Source organism: Campylobacter concisus, assembly GCF_003048445.1.
Lineage (GTDB): Bacteria > Campylobacterota > Campylobacteria > Campylobacterales > Campylobacteraceae > Campylobacter_A > Campylobacter_A concisus_BF.
This window is the reverse complement of record NZ_PIQW01000003.1, coordinates 111,215-130,789: the sequence shown is the minus strand read 5'-3', so window position 1 is coordinate 130,789 and position 19,575 is coordinate 111,215. Positions and strand designations below refer to the sequence as shown.

Annotated in this window: 21 protein-coding genes and 1 pseudogene; 19 read left to right on the top strand and 3 right to left on the bottom strand. The window is 39.4% G+C overall.

From position 1 onward, the window contains the following. Positions 1-44: 44 nt before the first annotated feature. The 12 genes from CVT14_RS02795 to CVT14_RS02740 all read left to right on the top strand — a co-directional run bounded on the left by CVT14_RS02795 (position 45) and on the right by CVT14_RS02740 (position 8,462). On the top strand, positions 45-596 hold the full coding sequence (locus CVT14_RS02795) for a DUF507 family protein (RefSeq protein WP_002939254.1): 552 nt from the start codon (positions 45-47) through the stop codon (positions 594-596). Next, positions 596-1,714 carry a glutamine-hydrolyzing carbamoyl-phosphate synthase small subunit gene (gene carA, locus CVT14_RS02790; protein ID WP_021089353.1) on the top strand — a complete coding sequence of 373 codons (1,119 nt, stop codon included), beginning with the start codon at positions 596-598 and terminating at the stop codon, positions 1,712-1,714. Before CVT14_RS02795 ends, carA begins: the two co-directional genes overlap by 1 nt. Before the next feature lie 22 nt (positions 1,715-1,736). Beyond that, positions 1,737-2,381, top strand: a complete 645-nt coding sequence (locus tag CVT14_RS02785) for a sulfite exporter TauE/SafE family protein (protein ID WP_035170031.1) — start codon at positions 1,737-1,739, stop codon at positions 2,379-2,381. After that, complete coding sequence (locus CVT14_RS02780) at positions 2,374-3,114, top strand: sensor histidine kinase (RefSeq protein ID WP_021089390.1); 741 nt, start codon at positions 2,374-2,376, stop codon at positions 3,112-3,114. Before CVT14_RS02785 ends, CVT14_RS02780 begins: the two co-directional genes overlap by 8 nt. Continuing rightward, on the top strand, positions 3,107-3,790 hold the full coding sequence (locus tag CVT14_RS02775; RefSeq protein WP_012001191.1) for a response regulator transcription factor: 684 nt from the start codon (positions 3,107-3,109) through the stop codon (positions 3,788-3,790). Before CVT14_RS02780 ends, CVT14_RS02775 begins: the two co-directional genes overlap by 8 nt. A 92-nt stretch (positions 3,791-3,882) precedes the next feature. Beyond that, entirely contained in the window at positions 3,883-5,373 is a 1,491-nt protein-coding gene (gene ccoN / locus CVT14_RS02770) for a cytochrome-c oxidase, cbb3-type subunit I (RefSeq protein ID WP_021084787.1), read from the top strand. Then, positions 5,373-6,038: a cytochrome-c oxidase, cbb3-type subunit II gene (gene ccoO / locus CVT14_RS02765; protein WP_021089408.1), complete on the top strand. Its 666-nt coding sequence runs from the start codon at positions 5,373-5,375 to the stop codon at positions 6,036-6,038. Before ccoN ends, ccoO begins: the two co-directional genes overlap by 1 nt. A gap of 9 nt (positions 6,039-6,047) precedes the next feature. Further along, the gene (locus tag CVT14_RS02760; RefSeq protein WP_002939259.1) at positions 6,048-6,260 is read left to right on the top strand and encodes a cytochrome c oxidase, cbb3-type, CcoQ subunit; all 213 of its coding nucleotides are present in this window, start codon (positions 6,048-6,050) and stop codon (positions 6,258-6,260) included. Continuing rightward, positions 6,248-7,111 (top strand): cbb3-type cytochrome c oxidase N-terminal domain-containing protein, encoded by an 864-nt coding sequence (locus CVT14_RS02755; protein WP_021089392.1) that lies wholly within the window; start codon positions 6,248-6,250, stop codon positions 7,109-7,111. Before CVT14_RS02760 ends, CVT14_RS02755 begins: the two co-directional genes overlap by 13 nt. Further along, complete coding sequence (locus CVT14_RS02750) at positions 7,111-7,323, top strand: DUF4006 family protein (RefSeq protein WP_021084770.1); 213 nt, start codon at positions 7,111-7,113, stop codon at positions 7,321-7,323. Before CVT14_RS02755 ends, CVT14_RS02750 begins: the two co-directional genes overlap by 1 nt. A 106-nt stretch (positions 7,324-7,429) precedes the next feature. After that, positions 7,430-7,999, top strand: coding sequence for a hypothetical protein (locus CVT14_RS02745; protein ID WP_021089428.1), 570 nt, complete (start codon positions 7,430-7,432; stop codon positions 7,997-7,999). Then, entirely contained in the window at positions 7,992-8,462 is a 471-nt protein-coding gene (locus CVT14_RS02740; RefSeq protein WP_021089351.1) for a FixH family protein, read from the top strand. The genes CVT14_RS02745 and CVT14_RS02740 overlap by 8 nt, the downstream gene beginning before the upstream one ends. A gap of 72 nt (positions 8,463-8,534) precedes the next feature. On the opposite strand, the gene CVT14_RS10940 is transcribed toward CVT14_RS02740, so the two are convergent. The 3 genes from CVT14_RS10940 to CVT14_RS02720 all read right to left on the bottom strand — a co-directional run bounded on the left by CVT14_RS10940 (position 8,535) and on the right by CVT14_RS02720 (position 10,857). Next, entirely contained in the window at positions 8,535-8,663 is a 129-nt protein-coding gene (locus CVT14_RS10940) for a hypothetical protein (RefSeq protein ID WP_021089356.1), read from the bottom strand. A 105-nt stretch (positions 8,664-8,768) separates the two neighbouring features. After that, positions 8,769-9,929 (bottom strand): Na+/H+ antiporter NhaA, encoded by a 1,161-nt coding sequence (gene nhaA, locus CVT14_RS02730; RefSeq protein ID WP_021089409.1) that lies wholly within the window; start codon positions 9,927-9,929, stop codon positions 8,769-8,771. Between the two features lie 340 nt (positions 9,930-10,269). Further along, a complete protein-coding gene (locus CVT14_RS02720; RefSeq protein WP_021089349.1) occupies positions 10,270-10,857 on the bottom strand; it encodes a flavin reductase in 588 nt (195 codons plus the stop codon). 150 nt (positions 10,858-11,007) lie between these two features. Here CVT14_RS02720 and CVT14_RS02715 point away from each other — a divergent pair, with 150 nt between their 5' ends. The 7 genes and pseudogenes from CVT14_RS02715 to CVT14_RS02685 form a co-directional block, all read left to right on the top strand. Next, complete coding sequence (locus tag CVT14_RS02715; RefSeq protein ID WP_021089374.1) at positions 11,008-13,353, top strand: PD-(D/E)XK nuclease family protein; 2,346 nt, start codon at positions 11,008-11,010, stop codon at positions 13,351-13,353. Then, on the top strand, positions 13,350-16,169 hold the full coding sequence (locus CVT14_RS02710; protein WP_107849642.1) for a RecB-like helicase: 2,820 nt from the start codon (positions 13,350-13,352) through the stop codon (positions 16,167-16,169). The genes CVT14_RS02715 and CVT14_RS02710 overlap by 4 nt, the downstream gene beginning before the upstream one ends. Before the next feature lie 80 nt (positions 16,170-16,249). Further along, positions 16,250-16,678, top strand: coding sequence for a 50S ribosomal protein L13 (rplM, locus tag CVT14_RS02705; RefSeq protein WP_002939292.1), 429 nt, complete (start codon positions 16,250-16,252; stop codon positions 16,676-16,678). A gap of 2 nt (positions 16,679-16,680) precedes the next feature. Beyond that, the gene (gene rpsI / locus CVT14_RS02700) at positions 16,681-17,070 is read left to right on the top strand and encodes a 30S ribosomal protein S9 (RefSeq protein ID WP_002939337.1); all 390 of its coding nucleotides are present in this window, start codon (positions 16,681-16,683) and stop codon (positions 17,068-17,070) included. 155 nt (positions 17,071-17,225) lie between these two features. After that, positions 17,226-18,242: an OmpA family protein gene (locus CVT14_RS02695; protein ID WP_009294838.1), complete on the top strand. Its 1,017-nt coding sequence runs from the start codon at positions 17,226-17,228 to the stop codon at positions 18,240-18,242. Positions 18,243-18,314: 72 nt separating this feature from the next. After that, entirely contained in the window at positions 18,315-18,953 is a 639-nt protein-coding gene (locus tag CVT14_RS02690) for an HAD family hydrolase (protein WP_021089415.1), read from the top strand. Between the two features lie 293 nt (positions 18,954-19,246). Further along, positions 19,247-19,534 (top strand): annotated as a pseudogene (locus tag CVT14_RS02685) (hypothetical protein); the annotation flags it as partial. Positions 19,535-19,575 lie beyond the last annotated feature (41 nt).

Genomic DNA, 19,575 nt, shown 5'->3' with positions numbered 1-19,575 from the left:
TACCTTTATTTAGTTACAATGGCATAAAAATTTAAAGGTTTAAAATGCGTATAAAACTTCCACACGTACCTTATGTCTCACATAAAATAGCAATAGATCTTTTAAACTGTGGTTTTGTAAAGTTAAACAAAGGTATCGAGCCAATCGTAGCAAAAGCAAGTGAAATTTTAACTACTGATGTTCAAAAAGAAAGAGCGCTAGACGAGCGAGTAAATGAGCTTTTAGAGAAAAACGAGGACGAGATGCAAACTATGCAAATTGACCGCAAAAATATGTTTTGGCTTGTTAAAAAGAAACTTGCTGGCGAATTTGACGTCATTTTAACTCATGAAGATAGATTTAGCAATGTCGCTCACAAGATACTTGAAGCTATCTGGAAGAGCGATTTGGTCGAGTATAACGTATCAGAAAACCGCGTGAAAAATGTCATTTATAGCTCGATAGATGAGTATCTAAAAAGCTATGAGAAGATAGAAGATAGCGTCTATGAGATGATGCAAAACTACAAACGCAAACTTATCCCTGGAACTGACGAATACGACCTGATTTTTGAGCGTTTGTATCAAGATGAGCTTAAAAAAAGAGGAATGCTTTAATGAAAGCTTATATCTACATTGAAAACGGCGTTTTTTTAGAGGCAAAGGCCTTTGGTGCTCACGGCGAGTGTGCAGGCGAGCTCGTTTTTAATACCTCAATGACTGGCTATGAGGAGATCATGAGCGATCCAAGCTATGCTGGTCAGTTTATCGTCTTTACTATGCCAGAGATCGGCATCGTTGGCATAAACGAAGATGATATGGAGAGCCTTAGAATTCACGCAAGTGGCGTCATAATGAGAAACTACAATGAAATTCCTTCAAACTACCGCTCGCAAAAATCTTTAGGCAAATTTTTCGAAGAGCAGGGCAAATTTGGCGTTTATGACGTTGATACTAGATATTTGACAAAGATGCTACGTGACGAGGGCGCTTTGATGGCATATATCTCAACGCAGATAAGCGATAAAGATGAGCTAAAACGCAGGCTTGAAAGTAGCGGACGCATAGAAAATATAAACTACGTAAAAACAGTCAGCGCAATGGATGAGTACGAGCACAAAAAAGGCGCTTGGGATAGAAATTTAAAGTCATATAAGCCACTAAAAAGTATCGGCAAAAAGATAGCTGTTTTTGACTTTGGCGTAAAGAGAAATATCCTAAATGAGCTATGCGAAACTGGTCTTGAGGTCATCGTCGTGCCACACGATACTAAGGCTGAAGTTTTGATAGATAAATTTAAAAATGGCGAGATAAACGGGGTATTTTTATCAAATGGTCCAGGCGAGCCAAAGAATTTAAAGGCTGAAATCGCCGAGATAAAAAAGATGATAGAGGCAAAAATCCCGATATTTGGTATCTGCCTTGGTCACCAGCTACTTTCAAATGCCTTTGGATACGAGACATATAAACTTAAATTTGGTCAGCACGGAGCAAATCATCCAGTCTTAAATTTAGAGACAAAAGCGATCGAGATAACAACGCAAAATCACAACTACAACGTGCCAGAGAACATCGCAGAAGTGGCGGTTGTGACACATAGAAATTTGTTTGATAACACGATCGAGGGCGTAAGATACAAGGACTATCCGATCTTCTCGGTGCAACATCACCCAGAAGCAAGCAGCGGTCCTAACGAAAGCAAATATATATTTAAGCAGTTTTTAGAAATTTTATAATATGCAAAACATAAGCCTTTACATGATTATCTCAGTTGCGATTTTGAGCAGCTTTAGTCATTGCATCGGCATGTGTAGCGGGTTTTTGAGCTTGCAAGCTCTATTTTTTAAAGGCAAAAGCAAGAGTGAAATTTTAATGCTAAGCACGCTTTATAACCTAGCTAGAATTTTTGCTTATGTGGCTTTGGGGGCTTTGTTTGGGGCTTTTGGGGCAGCCATTAGTTTTGGTATGCAAGCAAGAGGCGTGATATTTTTCATAGTTGGCTTAGTGATCGCATTTATCGGTATCGCCTTGCTTTTTAGGGGCGAGCTTTTAAAATTTGTAGAGAGCGAAAAAGCACTTAAATTTATAGTAAAAATGGCAAAAACAAGCGTGCAAAAGAGAAATTTGACAAATTTCTTACTGCTTGGCTTTTTAAATGGGCTTTTGCCTTGCGGTGTGGTCTATTATTTCTTAGCGCTTGGAATTTTAAGTGCAAATGTGGCTGACGCATCTTTAATAATGCTTATCTTTGGACTTTGCACCTTACCAGCGATGCTGCTAGCTAGCTTTGTCTTTGGCTTACTAAGAGAGAAATTTAAAGAGATCATGTTTAAGCTCTCAGCTTGCATAATGATCTTAAACGGACTTTATCTATCATTTTTAGGATATAGAGCAAATGCCTAGTTTAAATTTAGATGAAAATTTTTTATCAAATAGCGAGGGTATGAGGCTTGCTAAGCTTGCGATGATGGGCGAGATGATGGCAAATATAACTCACCAGTGGAAGCAGCCGCTAAATGAGTTAAGCCTAGTTTTATATAAGATGAAAAAGCTCGCAGGTAGCGAAGATGGCGAATTTATCGGCTCTTATGAGAGGGCTATGCAGATCATCAAATATATGTCAGAAACGACTGATGAGTTTAGCTCGTTTTTAAATCCAAACACACTTTCTCAAGAATTTAGCCTAGCAGACGCAGCTAGAGCATCGATACAGATCGTAAAAGGCGTGATGAAAAAAGAGGGTATTCATATAGAGCTTGAGGTGTTAGGCGACTCTAAAATTTATGGTCACAAAAATAGGCTCATGCAAGTCATCATAAATTTACTAAATAATGCAAAAGACGCACTAAATTTAAAAAAGATAGAAGAAAAAAATATAAAAATAAAGATTGATAGCGATGAAAAATTTGCTTACCTAAGCGTAGAAGATAATGGCGGTGGCATAGATAAAAATGTGATAGATGAGATCTTTAAGCCATATTTTACCACCAAAGAAGATGCCAAAGGCACTGGCTTAGGACTTTATATGTCAAAGCAAATAATCGATCAATTTAACGCAGAAATAACAGCGGGCAACAGCGATAATGGGGCCTGTTTTTTAATAAAGTTACCACACAAAGGAGAGATAGATGAATAAAATTTTAAAGAACCTAACGGTTTTGCTTGTCGAAGATGATAGCGATAGCAAAAAGATCATGCACGATGTGCTAAGCGACAATTTTGAGAAAGTTTTTACTGCTCAAAATGGCGATGAAGGTTTGAAAAAATTTAAAAAATACAACCCAAATATGGTAATTACAGATGTATTTATGCCAATTAGTGATGGACTTGATATGACAAGATATATCAAAGAAATTTCTAAAGACACACCTGTCATCGTCCTAAGTGCGCATAGCGAAAAAGAGACTTTGTTAAAGGCGATCGATGTTGGTGTTGATAAGTATCTTATAAAACCTATCATGGCAGATGATCTTTTAAAAACCATAGAAAATGTCGCAAAAAGCAAGATAGAAACTGCAAATATCATCCAAGTTGCAAACGGATATAGCTTTAATAAGATCAAGCGCGTACTTATCAGAGATGGTGTTGAAATTTCGCTTACTAAAAAAGAGCTAGCATTTATCTCACTTTTGATAAAAAGACTTGGTACGCTTGTGCTTCATGATGAGATCAAAAGCGTCGTTTGGGTTGGCGAGAGCGTTACTGAAGCAGCTATTAGAACCTTTGTTAAGCGTGTTAGAGACAAAGTTGGCAACAACTTTATAAAAAATGTCCCAGGACTTGGTTACAAAATAGACAGAAGACTTTCTTAGTTAATGAGAATTTATATTAATTAAGTTTTTTTATAGTCCTTATACTCTAAAATAACAAATCATTAATATAAATTTAACTAGGAGGATATTTTATGCGACCATCTCAGCTACTGCACTATGATTATAGTGTAGCAAAGCTATTTATGTTTGCCACGATACTCTTTGGTATCATAGGCATGGTTGTTGGCGTAGTTATAGCTTTTCAAATGGCCTGTCCAGAGCTTAACTACATAGCTGGCGAATATTCGGCGTTTGGGAGGTTGCGTCCTCTTCATACTAATGGCATCATTTTTGGCTTCATGCTCTCAGGCATCTTTGCCACTTGGTACTACATCGGACAGCGTGTTTTAAAGGTCTCGATGAGCGAGTCGCCATTTTTGATGTTTATCGGCAAGCTTCACTTTTGGCTATATATGCTTGTTATGGTTTTGGCTGTTGTTACACTTTTTATGGGCGAGAGCACAGCGAAAGAATACGCCGAGCTTGAGTGGCCACTAGATATCGCAGTGGTTGTTGTTTGGGTGCTTTGGGGTGTTAGTATATTTGGCCTCATCGGTATCCGCCGCGAAAAGACGCTTTACATCTCAGTTTGGTACTACATCGCTACATTTCTTGGCGTTGCGATGCTATATCTATTTAACAACATGGAAGTTCCGACAAGACTTGTTAGCGGATATGGCTCATGGCTACACTCTGTATCTATGTACGCTGGCTCAAACGACGCTTTGGTTCAGTGGTGGTACGGTCACAACGCGGTTGCATTCGTCTTTACAGTGGCGATCATTGCTCAAATTTATTATTTCTTACCAAAAGAGAGCGGTCAGCCGATATTTTCATATAAATTATCGCTATTTTCATTTTGGGGTCTGATGTTTATCTACCTTTGGGCTGGCGGACACCACCTCATTTACTCTGCTACGCCTGATTGGATGCAGACTATGGGCTCAGTCTTTTCTATCGTTTTGATCCTGCCTTCATGGGGCTCAGCGATAAACATCCTTCTTACGATGAAGGGCGAGTGGGCGCAGCTTAGAGAGAGTCCGCTTATTAAATTTATGGTTCTAGCTTCGACATTTTATATGTTCTCAACACTTGAAGGCCCGATACTTTCTATCAAGTCTGTAAATGCCCTAGCGCACTTTACTGACTGGGTACCAGGACACGTTCACGACGGCGCTCTTGGCTGGGTTGGTTTTATGATCATGGCGGCACTTTATCACATGACACCGCGCGTATTTAAGCGTGAAATTTACTCAAAATCGCTAATGGAAGCTCAGTTTTGGATACAAACAACAGGTATCGTCTTATACTTTGCCTCTATGTGGATCGCTGGTATCACGCAAGGTATGATGTGGAGAGCGACTGATAGCTACGGAAATTTACTCTACTCGTTTATAGATACGGTGGTTGTACTTATCCCATACTACTATATAAGGGCTATTGGCGGACTTCTTTATCTAGTTGGCTTCTTGATGTTTGCTTATAACATCTACAAATCAACTTCTGCTAAAGCTATCTTAGCAGAGCCAAAAAGCGCTTCGCCAATGGGCGGCGGGGCAAAAGCTAGTGCGGAGGTGATGTGATGTTTGCTTGGTTAGAAAAAAATCCATTCTTTTTTGCAGTTTGCGTCTTTATAGTCATCGCTTACGCTGGCATTATAGAAATTTTACCAGACTTTGCAAACAGAGCTAGACCGCTTGAGGGCACAAAGCCTTACACCGTTTTAGAGCTAGCTGGCAAAAACATCTATATGCAAAATGGCTGCAACACTTGCCACTCTCAAATGATCCGTCCGTTTAAAGCTGAGACTGATAGATACGGCATGTATTCACTAAGTGGCGAGTTTGCTTATGATCGTCCGCACCTTTGGGGCTCAAAAAGAACAGGTCCAGATCTTATGCGTGTGGGCAACTATAGAACGACTGACTGGCATGAAAATCACATGCTAAATCCAGCCTCAGTAGTGCCAGGCTCGATCATGCCAGCATATCCATTTTTATTTAAGAAAAATGCTGATATCGAGACTGCTTACGCTGAAGCTCTAACGGTTAAAAAGGTCTTTAACACGCCTTATGACGAAAAGGATATGCCAGCTCTTGGCACGCTAGAGCAGACAAATGCTAACGTAAAGGCTGAGGCTGCAGCTATCGTTGAAAATATGAAAGATGAGCAGGTAAAAAGTGCTTTTGCAAAAGGTGAAATTCGTCAGATCGTAGCACTCATTGCTTATCTAAATAGCCTAAAGTAGGAGCGTAAGATGGAGAACATTAGAGAGTTTCAGGCTTATGGCTATTTTTTCTTGACAGCATTTTTGGCGATCACTTTGTACGCCTACTTTTTTCATCTTTATAAGAGCGAAAAAACTGGCAGAAGAAATTATGAGAAGTACTCAAAACTAGCGCTTAACGATGAGATCGGTGGCGAAATTTTAGAGCGTAAGGCTACAAAGGAGAGCGTATGCAATGGCTAAATTTAGAAGATAATGTAAATTTACTAGCTCTTATAGGAGCGGCTCTAATCATCGTGCTTACCATCGTTGTAGCTGGCAGGTACGTGGGGCAGATGAAGGTTAAAAAAGATGAGAGCGTTGAGCTTAGCGAGCACAACTGGGACGGCATAGGAGAATACAAAAACCCTGTCCCACTTGGCTGGGCGGTCGTCTTTTTACTAGCGCTAGTTTGGGCGATCTGGTACTATTTGCTAGGCTACCCACTAAATTCTTACTCGCAAATCGGCGAGTATAATAAAGAGGTCAAGGAGGCAAACGCCAAATTTGAAAAAGAGTATGCAAATCCAAGCAAAGAGACGCTTCACGCTATGGGCGAGAGCATATATCTTGTGCAGTGCTCAGCATGTCACGGCATCACAGGCGATGGCATAGGTGGCAAGGCTGCAAATTTACAAATTTGGGGCAGTGAAAAAGGCATAGTTGAGACCATACTAAATGGCTCAAAAGGGCTTGATTACCCTATGGGTGAGATGCCAGCAGGCTTAGCTGACGCTGATGGCGCAAAGGCGATCGCAGCTTACGTGGCTAAAGAGATAAGTGCTATAAAAAGCACTAAAAATGAAAATTTAGTAGCAACTGGCAAAGAGCTTTACGCTGCTTGTGCGTCGTGCCACGGCGAAGATGGCAAGGGTATGGATGGTATGTCGGTTGATCTTAGCAAATATGGCTCGGCTAGCTTTGTGGCTGACGTGCTAAATCGTGGTAAAAAAGGATCGATCGGCACTATGCCTAAATTTAATGATGGCAGGCTAAACGAGATCCAGCAAAAAGCAGTTGGCGAGTACGTCATATCGCTATCAAAGGGCGAATAATGGAAAATAAAAATAGAAACATCTTTGCCTTAAATGGCATTAGCGGATTTTTAATAGCGGTGGTGCTTTTGCTCTCTATCCTAGCGGTGCTTACATACGTTGGCATCGGCTTACAAAAAGAGGTCGCAACCAAACCTTACTCACTAAAAGATGCAGCTAGCATCGAGATGAAGAGCGTAGATAACGCTAAACACGTCATTGTAAAGGAGTAGCGATGCTAGGCATAATAGAAAAAGCCATTATCCTGCTAATAGTCGTCGCAGGCGCCATTTGTGCCTGGTCAGTACTTACGCCAAATCACCTATTTGTAGGTTAAGCTTGAAGAAATTTGCACTCATTTTTATCATTTTGCTCTGGCAAAATTTGGCTTGGGGTGCAAATTTTGTTATCAATGATGATGGAATTTTAAGCCAAAAAGTGAGCCAAAAACTAAATGAGATAGGAGACGAGCTTTATCAAAAAAGCGGCATAAATTTAGTAGTTGGTGTCTATAAAGATGGCGAGCTAAGCGAGCTTTTTAAGGAGCAAAATTTAAGCTCGCCTTTTGTCTTTTTAGCGCTCATAAAAGATAAGCAAAAGGTTGAAATTTTTAGCGATACAAACACTTCAAAACTCTTTAACAAAGAGCAAATTCTAAGTGTAAATCCAGAATCAGGCACCATTATCCCCATTTTGGTCTCAAAAAACGGCAAAGATGTCTATAACGCCGCTATCTTAAACGGCTACGCTGATATCGCCGAGCAGATCGCTGAGAGCTTAAATTTAAAGCTAGAAAGCGGCATCGGCAACTCAAACAAAACGACCTTAAATTTCTTGCGAATTTTCATCTACGGCTTGATCGCATTTTTCGTGCTCATCATCTTTTATAAAAAGGTAAAAAATGGCTAAAAAGAGCTTTTGGCCTTATGGCATCGTGCTTAGCATAGTTGCTATCATCTTGGCTTGTGCCGCAACCATCGTTGTTGCGATCAATAACCCAGTCGAGATGGATAGTGCTTATATGCAAAGTCACCAAAGTGTCGATGAAAACATCACATTTATAAAAGAGAGCGAGACGAGATTTGATGAGAAATTTGGCCTTAAATTTGAGCCAGAATTTAAAGGTTTGCAGGGTAAGTTTAAATTTATCATAACGCCAAAAAATGGTGAAATTTCAAGACTTAGCTATGAAATTTTACTAACTCGCCCGCAAACAAACAAAGATAACAAAACATTAAGCGCCTCATGGCAAGAAAATGAGCTTGTAAGTGATAGTGTTGGCCTAAAAGAGGGCAGGTGGCAGCTGCTTTTAAGGCTAAGCGACAAGCAAGATACGAGATATTATAAATTTGATTTTAACGCTACAAGATAGGCTAAATTTGCATCTAAAATCTCTTTTAGCCAAAACCAAATAAATTTACCTGAAAATTCGCCAAATGCTAGATCAAACCTCTTTAAAGCCAAAATTTAATCCCAAACGCTTGCCAGTTTTAACGTATTCTTTAAATTTATAGATTAGAGGCGACCAATTTTTAGTATCTAGCTTTTCATCTTTTAGTAAATTTTCATCCACAAATATGCCAACTATCCTGCAACTAACGATGCAAAACCACTCTTTTATCTCGCACTTTTCTACGATCGTTTCTATCTGTATCTTGCACTCTTTTATGCGCGCGCTTTAGTTTTTGGTGCTAAATTTAAGCAATATAAACCCCGCGGCACCCGAAACTACCGAACCTAGCAAGATAGCGAGCTTGTCGGTGTAGGCAAAGGCGTCCGTGTCGTTGTAGGCTAGGCCGTTAACGAAAAGGCTCATCGTAAATCCTACGCCGCAAAGCACAGCGATGCCGTAAAGCTGGATGAAATTTGACCCCTCGGGCAGCTTGGCTAGCTTAAATTTGATCGCTAAAAAGCTAAAAGAAAATACCCCGACTTGCTTGCCGATGAAAAGCCCCAGCGCCGTGCCTAGCGCGACCGGAGACAAAATCTCGTCCAGTCCGACGCCTCGCAACGAGATGCCTGCGTTTACGAAGGCAAATATCGGCAGCACGCCAAACGCCACCCAGCCGTGCAGGTCGTGCTCGATGCTTTTTAGCATAGATTTGCCCGGCTCGTCTTTAAAGCTAAGCGGTATGAAAAAGGCCGCCACGACGCCGGCAAGCGTGGCGTGAACGCCTGATTTTAGCACCGCTACCCACATCACCGCGCCTACGATTAGATAGGCCGCCTTGCTCTTTACGCCGAGTCTGTTTAGCACGAAAAGTGCGGCTAGGCAAACGCTCGCGACCGCAAGCATTTGGACGCTAAGCTCTCTCGTGTAAAATAGCGCGATAATCACGATCGCGCAAAGGTCGTCTACGATCGCTAGCGTCATGAGGAAAATTTTTAAACTAGTCGGTACGCGAGGCCCGAGTAAGCTCAAAATCCCCAGAGCAAACGCGATATCCGTCGCCGTCGGTATCGCCCAGCCGCCAAGCGCAAAGGAGTCGTGCTTCGTAAAAAGATAGAAGATAACCGCGGGCACTATCAGGCCGCCTGCCGCGCCGATCGCTGGCAGCGCGATTTGCGACGGATTTTTTAGCTCGCCCTCCAGCACCTCGCGCTTTAGCTCAAGTCCGATGAGAAAGAAAAATACCGCCATCAACCCGTCGTTCACCCACAAGATCAGGGGTTTGCTTAGTCCGTATTCGCCGAAGCTCATGGTAAATTTGGTATTTAAAAATTCGTTGTAAAAATCGCTCAAAAACGTATTTTGACACAGTAGCGCCGCGACCGTAGCGATCATCAGCAAAATCCCGCCGCTGGCTTCGTGTTTTAAAAACTCTTTTATTCCGCCCATTTTGCTTCCTTTTTATAAAATTTGGCGATTATAGCGTATTTTTACGCTCGCATAAAATTCGGACGAATTTGGCTATAATCAAGTCAAATTTAAAGGTAAATTTAGTAGACGCGTCGCTAAAATTTGCCATGCCGCGCTTGCGGGAGCGGGACGCTTGCGCACGGTTTTTATAGATTAAGGAGCGAAAATGAATGAAATTTTAGATATATGTAAGCGTGCAAAGGCTGTTTGCGGCGAGCTTTTGAGACTTGATAGCAGGGCTAAATTTGCATCCAAAAGTTTTTAGCCAAGGTCAAAATCAAATTTAAATTTTCGCTTTCTAGCCAGCCAAAACGCTTACTCAAACCTCTTTAAAGCCAAAATTTAAGCCCAAACGCTTGCCAGTTTTAACGTACTCTTTAAATTTATAGATGAGTGGCGAGTATTTTTGCGTATCGATTTTTTCATCTTTTAACAAATTTTCATCCACAAAGATGCCAACTATCTTGCAAGTAACGATGCAAAACCACTCCTTTATCTCGCACTTTTCTACGATCGTTTCTATCTGTATCTTGCACTCTTTTATGCGCGCACTTTTTGCCTTGACGCCAGGCTCTTTGTGCAAATTTGCCACCTTAAATTTATCACTTTCGTAGCTGTATCCAAGGGCTCTTTTCTCCTCTGGCACGTCCTCGTCGCCTGTTAGTTTTTCTATCTTTTTTATAGCTTCAAGCAAGCTCTCATCGCATAAATTTAGCGTGATATCTGAGCCATTTTGGATATTTTTATAGCCTTTGTTATCAACTCCGATGCCAAGCACCACGCTATCTCCTAGCGTCCAGGACGACGAAAGCACGGTGATATCATCGCGCCCTTTTTGATCTTTTGTGGTGGCAAGCAGGACGGGAAAGCCGTAGTAAAAGCCAGATCTGTTTAACTCTTTATGCATTTTTGCTCCTTTTTGAAATTGTATCCCCCAGCACTTTAAGGCTTAAATTTTTAAAGAATTTAGAAAAATTTTCAAAGCTTAGCTTAAGTGAGAAAAAGCGCTCTTTTATCAGCTTTTGGCTATCATTTTTTAAAAATTTAAGAGAGTAAAATGCGCAATCTAAATCAACTTTTCGTCTTTACAAACTCGCGTAAAATCAGGGAATTTAACGCTGGTTTTAATGACGAGCTAATCCCAAAAAGCCTAAGCATCGCTGAGTTTTATAAAAAGGCCGTTTTTGTAAATGGCCGTTTTGAGTGCGATAGCACCTACGCTTTGGTGCTTATGAACAGAGCCTGTGCCAGCGTCAAAGAGGCAAACTCGGTGCTTAAAATCCCAACTGAGTTTTTTGAGTTTTTGAAAAACAACGACTATCTTTTTTCGTTTTTTAAAGAGCTTGCCATCAGTAAAAAGAGCATTAAAGAGATAAAATTTAACGACATTTATGCTGATTTTGAGGAGCATCTAAGCATACTTGAAGCGGTTTTAAAAGAGTATGAGAGTTTGCTTGATAAAGAAGATCTTTATGATGATATAACCTTGCCAAAAATTTACTCGATAAATGAAGCTTACATAAAAAGTTTTAGTGAAATTTCACTGCATATTGATGGCATTTTAAGCGAGTTTGAGTGGGAAATTTTAGAGAAAATTTCAAAACTAACAACGCTAAAGATCATCTTTCAAACTAGCGTTTTTAATAAAAAACTAATCGAAAAGATAAGGCAAATTTCAGCCATTAGCGAGTTTGAAAACTATAAAAAATATGAGCTAAATTTAAACACAAACGAGCTAGTCTGCTTAGAAAATATCACAAAATTTGAGCCAGTTTTAGTAAGAAATTTCGCCACAAGAAGCTTGCAGTGCGCCTATGCTATGGCAAAGGTGAGCCAGTTTGTGCGTGATGGCATAAAGCCTGAAAATATCGCTGTCATCTTGCCAGATGAGGGCTTTAGTGAGATTTTAAGGCTTCATGATAGTGCTAAAATTTTCAACTACGCCATGGGCGAGAGCTTTAAAAATACAAAATTTTATGAGGCGCTTTACTACATCACAAGGGCAATCAATGAAGAGGCAAGCCCAGTTTTTGATCAAAGCAAATGTGAGAGCTACGAGGAGCTTGGCTTTATTTTAAGCGAATTTGGCGTGAGCGAGCAGCTTTTTGAGAAATTTAGGGCTAGCTATTTTGAGGCGTGTGAATTTGCTAAATTTAAAGAGCTAATAGATGAGCTTTTGGTGCTTGAAAATGAGCCAAAATGCGAAGAAAAGCTCGCACTTGAGCTTTTTAGGATGGAGAATTTATGCAGGTATTTTAGCTTTAGTCTAAAGCAGTTAAGTGAGATTTTCTTGCTAAATATCTCGCGCCTAAGCATCGATGACGTGGGCGGCGGAAAGATCAGCGTCATGGGCATGCTAGAGAGCCGCGGGATGAAATTTGATGGCGTTATCATAGTTGATTTTAACGATAGTTTTATCCCGGCTAGAAGCGCAAACGAGATGTTTTTAAACTCAAAAGTGAGGCAAAAAGCTGGGCTTATAAGCTATATTGAGCGTGAAAATTTGCAGAGATTTTACTACGAAAGCCTCATAAATAACGCCAAAAAAGTGGCGATAAGTTGCTGTGTAAATGAGGAGAGCATACCTTCAAGATTTTTAAAAAATTTCAAAACGATAAAAGATGAAAAAATTAGCGACGAGGCCTATTTGAAGCTATTTTTAAAAGGAGTTGCGAGCTTAAATTTAAGTGACGATGAGGTTATTTTGGAGCATGATTTTTTCACAAATCCACTCTCGTTTTTGACACTAAATTTATTTCTAACCTGCCCAAGAAAATACTACTACACAAAGATAGCTCACATAGATGCGCCAAAAGGTGTAGCAAGTGAGCTTGGCACAAAGCAAGGAAATAGCGTTCATAGCGCACTTTTTGAATATTACACGAGTGAATTTTATAAACAAAATAACACCTTTGATCTAGCCGTTTTTAAAGAGATGCTAGCAAAGCAAAATCTTACGCCACTTGAGTTTGAAATTTGGACGCATAAATTTAAAGAGTATGAAATTTACGAAAACGAGCGTTTAAGGGCTGGTTTTAGGGTGCTTGAGTGCGAAAAAGAGGTGCAAAGCGAGTTTTGTGGCGTGCAGATAAAGGGATTTATCGATAGGGTCGATGCGGACGCAAACGGCGACGTGCTTATACTTGATTATAAAACGGGCGAGGCAAATGTAAATTCGCTCCAACTTGCATTTTACGAAGCGCTTTATGGCGGCAAGGTGCGAAGTGCCTACTATGCCCTAAAAAACGAGCCTAGCTTAGTTAGCTCTAAAAAAAGCGTAGAGGATCTAAGCGGCGAGATAGAAAAGCTAAAAACCATAAACAAAACCAAGATAAATTTTGAAAGAAAGAGCGGTACTTGCGCATTTTGCGAATACGTCACACTTTGTAGGAGAGAGTTATGAAAAATTTTTTAGCCCTAAAAGCAAGCGCTGGAAGCGGTAAGACCTTTGCACTAAGCGTTCGCTACATCGCTTTGGTGCTTCGAGGTGAAAATATAAACGAGATCGTCGCTCTAACTTTTACAAAAAAAGCAGCAAACGAGATGAAAGAGCGCATAATCGCCACTTTTTTGGACTTGCAAAACAAAAAAGGCGAGCTTGAAGCGGTGTGTGCGGAGCTTGATATAAGCCAAGATGAGGCGATAAAAAGGCGAGATGAGAGGCTTAGCGTCTTTTTGCAAAGTGAGCTAAAAATTTATACATTTGATGCATTTTTCTCTGGTATTTTGAAGAAATTTAGCCAAAATTTAGGCATTAGCCCTGATTACAGCGTGCAAGATAGCTTGCAAGATCTGGCGTGGAAAAAATTTGTAAAAGAGGCGAGCAAGGATAAAAAAATTCTTAGTGAGCTAGCCTTAATGATGATCATCTCAAGCCAAAAAGAGGCTAGCTTTTCGCAGACTTTGGCGAAATTTTATGAGAGCTTTGGCGGCGAGCTAAAAGATAGTGGCGCAAGCTATCCAGATGATAGCAAAGTAAGGGCGGCTCAAAGGGCGATAAATGAGCATATAGCCTTGCAAAATGGCGCTAGCGATGTAGCTAAAAAGACATTTGGCGAGCAGAATTTATTTGAGCTATTTAAAAGTAAGGTTTTTGCGCGTGAGAGCCTAGACTACCGCACTTTTAGCAAAATTTATACTCCTGAGCTTGATAGGCTCTTTTTTGAGCTAAAAGAGGCAGCGAAAAACTACATTTTAGAGGTCGAAAAGTATAGGCTAAGTGGCTTTAGTAAGCTTTTAAAGCTTTATAAGGCGTCAAATTTAGAGCTAAACAAGGAGATAAATGCGCTAAGTTTTGCTGATATAAACAAGCTGGTTTTTAAGCTTTTGGTGCAAAATTTGGATAAAGAGGCGCTTTATTTTAGGCTTGATGGCAGGATAAATCACCTCTTAGTCGATGAGTTTCAAGATACAAACGTGATCCAGTATGAGATCATCTTGCCGCTCATCGCTGAAATCGTCTCTGGATACGGACAAAACGGGCTTGGAAGCTTCTTTTACGTGGGCGACACGAAGCAGAGCATCTATAAATTTAGGGGCGGCAAAAAAGAGCTTTTTGACAAGCTTGGAGATGATTTTACTCAGATAGATATAGAAAATTTGCCAAGCAACTACCGAAGTTTAAAGGCTTTGGTGAAATTTAATAACGCCGTTTTTGAAGAAATTTATCAAAGATATGGGCTTAGTTTTGAGCCACAAGAGCCCGCTAAAAAAGATGAGACGCTAAGCTATGAGGTAAGCGGCGAGTGTGCGTATTTTGAAGTAGAAAAAGATGACTACGGCTACTTGCGTGTGCTAAGCGATGAAGATATCGCAGGTGCGGTCGTTTCGCAGGCAAGTGAGCTTTTAAAAGCTGGCGTAAATGCAAGCGATATAACCGTGCTTTGCTGGAAAAATAGCGACATTAGCCTCATCTCAGAAGTGCTTAGTAGCGCAGGGATAAAAAGCGTCAATGAAGGCACTTTGGAGCTAAAAAGAACGCCACTTGTCGCTGCGATCATCGAGTATGCGAAATTTTGCCTATTTAAAGAAGAAATTTATGAAAAAAATGTAAAAGCGCTAGTAAATGCAAATGTCAAAAAACTAAGCATAAAGCCAGAAGTGAGTGCTACAAATAGCCTATTTTACCTAGCTAAAAATTTAGGCATAAGCATGGCAGACGTTGATATCTTAAGGCTATTTGAGCTAAGCGCGGGGTATAAAAATTTAAGTGATTTTATATTTAACCTTGAAAACTTTAGCTCTAAAATCAGCCCAAAAAGTAGCGATGGCGTGAGAGTGATGACCGTGCATAAGTCAAAGGGGCTTGAGTTTGCTCACGTCATAGTTTGCGACATGATGGGCAAGGGCAGGGGCGATGACTCAAATTTCATCACCGAATACAGCGAAAAGGGCGAGTGGATCGTAAAGAGTAAAATTTCAGGTAGAGAAAATTTTGATAGCGACTATGCAAGTGTTTTAGAGCAGATGAAAGAGCTTGAAAAGCAAGAAAATATCAATAAAATTTACGTCGCTTTCACAAGGGCAACAAAGTCGCTCATCATCATCAAGCAAGCCGTCCCAAGCGGAAACAGCCCAAGCTTTTTTTCATTTTACACAAGAAGCGACAAGAGCGAAGCAAACGACTATCTTGATCTAAAAGAGTTTAGCTTTGGCAAAATTTTGCCTATTAAAACTGAGCAAAAAGAGCTAAAAAAAGATGAAAAAATGCCTGAAATTTTAAAGATAGAGAGGCAAGAGGTAGAGGCGAAAGAGCAAAAGACGAGTGGTAAAAACTTAAGTGCGATATATTTTGGTCTGGCGTTTCACTATTTGCTTGAGATGAGCGAGAAATTTGATGAAAACTCGCTTTTAGAGGCTAAAAATTTGATGCTAAATAAATTTCATAAATTTTTGCCACTTGAAGCACTTGAAGATGTCTTTTCTAGGGCAAAAATGCTTATAAGTGAGCCAAAATTTATAGAGTGCATAAGAGACAAAGAAATTTATAAAGAGCAGCCATTTAAAGTGAAAAATGAGCTAAAACAGATGGATCTTTTTTGCTTTAATGAGCATGAAATTTGCGTGATTGATTATAAAACTACAGATAAAAATATAGAAGAGAACAAAAAGCAGATAAAAGAGTATAAAGATGCGCTTGCTAAATTTTATGAAAAACATAGTATAATCGCCGTCATTTTCTATGCACTTGAAGGCAAAATTTCATATATTGAAGTTTAAACGCTACTTAATTTAAGCTTTATCAAAGCATTCTTTAAATACAATCACAACTCAAAAATTAACTTGGCAAAGGTAAGAAAATGACAAAAATAACAAAGCCAAACGAAGTTAAGCGAGACTGGATCGTAGTTGATGCAGCTGGTAAGCGCTTTGGTAGATTGCTAACTGAGGTAGCAACTATACTTCGTGGCAAAAACAAACCATGCTTCACGCCAAACGTAGATTGTGGCGACTATGTTATCATCATAAATGCTTCTAAAGTAGAATTTACTGGTAATAACAAAGCTGAAGATAAACTTTATCACAGACACTCAGGATATTTTGGCAGCGTAAAGAGCGAGAAATTTGGCGATTTGATAGCAAATAAGCCAGAAAAACTATTTAAATTAGCTGTTCGTGGCATGCTTCCAAAGACAAAACTTGGAAGAGAGATGATAAAAAAACTAAAAGTTTATGCTGGCAGTGAGCATCCTCATACGGCACAAATAGCTAAAAAAGAAGGAAAATAATTATGGCAAAAGTTTATGCAACTGGTAAAAGAAAAACTGCCGTAGCAAAGGTTTGGATAAAGTCTGGAAGCGGTAAAATCGTAGTAAATGGTATGGATCTTAACACTTGGCTTGGCGGTCACGAGGCTATCAAGCTTAAAGTTATTCAACCACTTTTAGTAACAAAACAAGAGAGCTTAATAGACGTAGTAGCTACAACTTTAGGTGGCGGTTATTCAGCACAAGCTGAGGCTTTAAGACACGGCATTTCACGTGCTTTAGCTGATATGGATGCTGATTTTAGAGCGGCGCTTAAACCAAAAGGCTTACTAACTAGAGATTCTCGTGTTGTTGAACGTAAGAAATTTGGTAGAAGAAAGGCTAGAAGAAGCCCACAATTCTCTAAACGTTAATGGTTTTTTGCAAGTGCTTTTGCATTTGCAAAATTTAGGTTATGTAAATTGTCAGATTTACATTAAGAATTTGGTTATAATTTAAAGTTGATTTATTTTTATTTAGGTAAAATTATAGTCAACATTAAAAATCCCTATTTGAAAGGAATTCTATTATGAAAAAGATTGCTTTAGCTATGGTTGCCGCAACAGCGGTTTTTGCGTCTAACGCAGCATACAACTATGAGATCACTCCAACTATCGGTGGTGTTCATCCAGAAGGAAATCTACGTGTAAAAGACCACAATTTTGTTGGTATTAGAGCGGCTAGAAACCTTGAAGATTTCTTCTTTGATCAAGTTGAACTTGGTGTTGATTACTCTCAAAAACTAAAAGAGAGAACAGGTAACGTTGTAAGAGAGGGTAGAGCTCTTAGATATCATGCTAACCTTGTAAAAAATATCGTTGACTTTGGACCAGTTAGCCTATATGGTTTAATCGGTGCTGGTTATGAAGACGTTCCAGCTATTTTTGTTAAAAACGAAGATGGCGGTTTTGGTCAATATGGTCTTGGTTTAAGATACCAAGTAACTGATAGATTTGCTCTTAAAGCAGAGGCAAGAGACGCTATCAAATTTGAGCATGCTGATCACAACCTATTCTATTCACTAGGCTTTGGCATCGGTCTTGATTCAAAAGCAGCTCCAGTTGTAGCAGCAGCTCCAGCAGCAGCTCCAGCAGCAGCTCCAGCTCCAGTTCTTGATGATGACAATGACGGTGTGCCAAATGATATCGATCAATGCCCTAACACTCCAGCTGGTGTAGTTGTTGATGAAAGAGGATGCGAGAAAGTTATCGTTCTTAGAGACCTAGATGTTAACTTCGCATTTGATAGCTACAAAGTTGGACCAAAATATGCAGCTGAGATCAAAAAAGTAGCTGACTTTATGGGTGAACACCCAGATTATAAAGTTGTACTTGCTGGTCACACTGATAGCGTAGGTGCAGAAGCTTACAACCAAAAACTATCTGAAAAAAGAGCAAAAGCAGTGGCTGAGGTTCTTGCTGGTTACGGCGTAGAAAAAGCTAAAATTTCTACAGTTGGTTACGGCGAACTTAAACCAATCGCTACAAACAAAACTAAAGAAGGTCGCGCTCAAAACAGACGTGTTGAAGCTACTTTCAATAAATAATTTTATTATTTAAAATTACTTCTTTAGGGCTTGGCTTCGGCTGAGCCCTTTTTTATTTCTGCGGAGATTATCATGAAAAATACTATACTTTTTGACTTAGATGGCACACTTATAGACTCTACTTCTGCTATTCTAAAAGGTTTTGATGCGGCGTTTTTAGCTCACGATAAAAAAGTGCCCGATCATGATACACTAAAATCTCTAGTAGGATATCCGCTTGAAATAATGTTTGAAAAACTTGGTGCTAAAAAGAATTTAATAGGCGAATATGTAAAAGAGTATAAAGCTTGCTACGAGAAGATCTATTTAAATGAAACCGTGCTTTTACCGTATGCTTTGGATGCTTTAAAAGAAGCTAGCACGTTTGCTGATGTTGGCGTTGTTACGACAAAGACATCAAAATTTTCTATAATTTTGTTAGAGCATTTAGGCGTTATGAAATTTATAAAAACGGTTGTTGGACGAGATGATGTTGTAAATCCAAAACCAGATCCAGAACCTATAAATTTAGCTTTAAAGAGACTAGAAAAAGAAAAAGACAATGCGTTTATGGTTGGTGATACCATCATGGATCTAAAGGCTGCTAAAGCTGCTCTTATAACGGGCGTTGGCCTTACATGCGGATATGGTAAAGAGTCTGATTTGAGGCAGTTTAGTGAGCATATATTTGCAAATCCGCTTGAGGCTGTCGGTTTTATAAAAGAGGCATGATAGTTAAAATTTATTAAGGCTCTTGAGTCTGATACTATTTTAATTTAATGTTATTAATAAAAATTTTTGATTTTAACTTACTGTAAAATATTTCGCTCAGATACAAAAATTTATAATTTTATATCAAAAACTTTATAATTCTTGTTAATAAATTTGCATTTGTTTTATTATTTAAAGCCTATTATTTTTGATAAATTTACTAACAAAATATGCAATAAATATGCTCGGACTGAATTTGTTAGGTATAGATTTTGTTGGTATCGAAAAGGAGCCAGAATTTATAGACATAGCACTTAATCGAAGCTGGCGTGGAGGCTGAGTTCGTCTATAAGATAAGCGAGGGCAGACCAAATGTCGAAGATAGACTTAAAAATGGCGACATAGCACTTGTTATAAATACAAGCGATACTAAATCAAGCGTGGATGACGGCAAAAAGATCCGCCAAAATGTGCTTAGATTTAAGATCCCATACTTCACAACTATCCGTGCAGCACTTGCAGCTGCTAAGTCGCTAAGCACAGTTCAAACTGGCAAAGCACTTGAAGTAAAAAGCTTGCAAGAGTATCTAAGCGAGAGATAGTAATTTTAGTGGCAGTTTTGGCTGTCACTAGCTAAATTTCA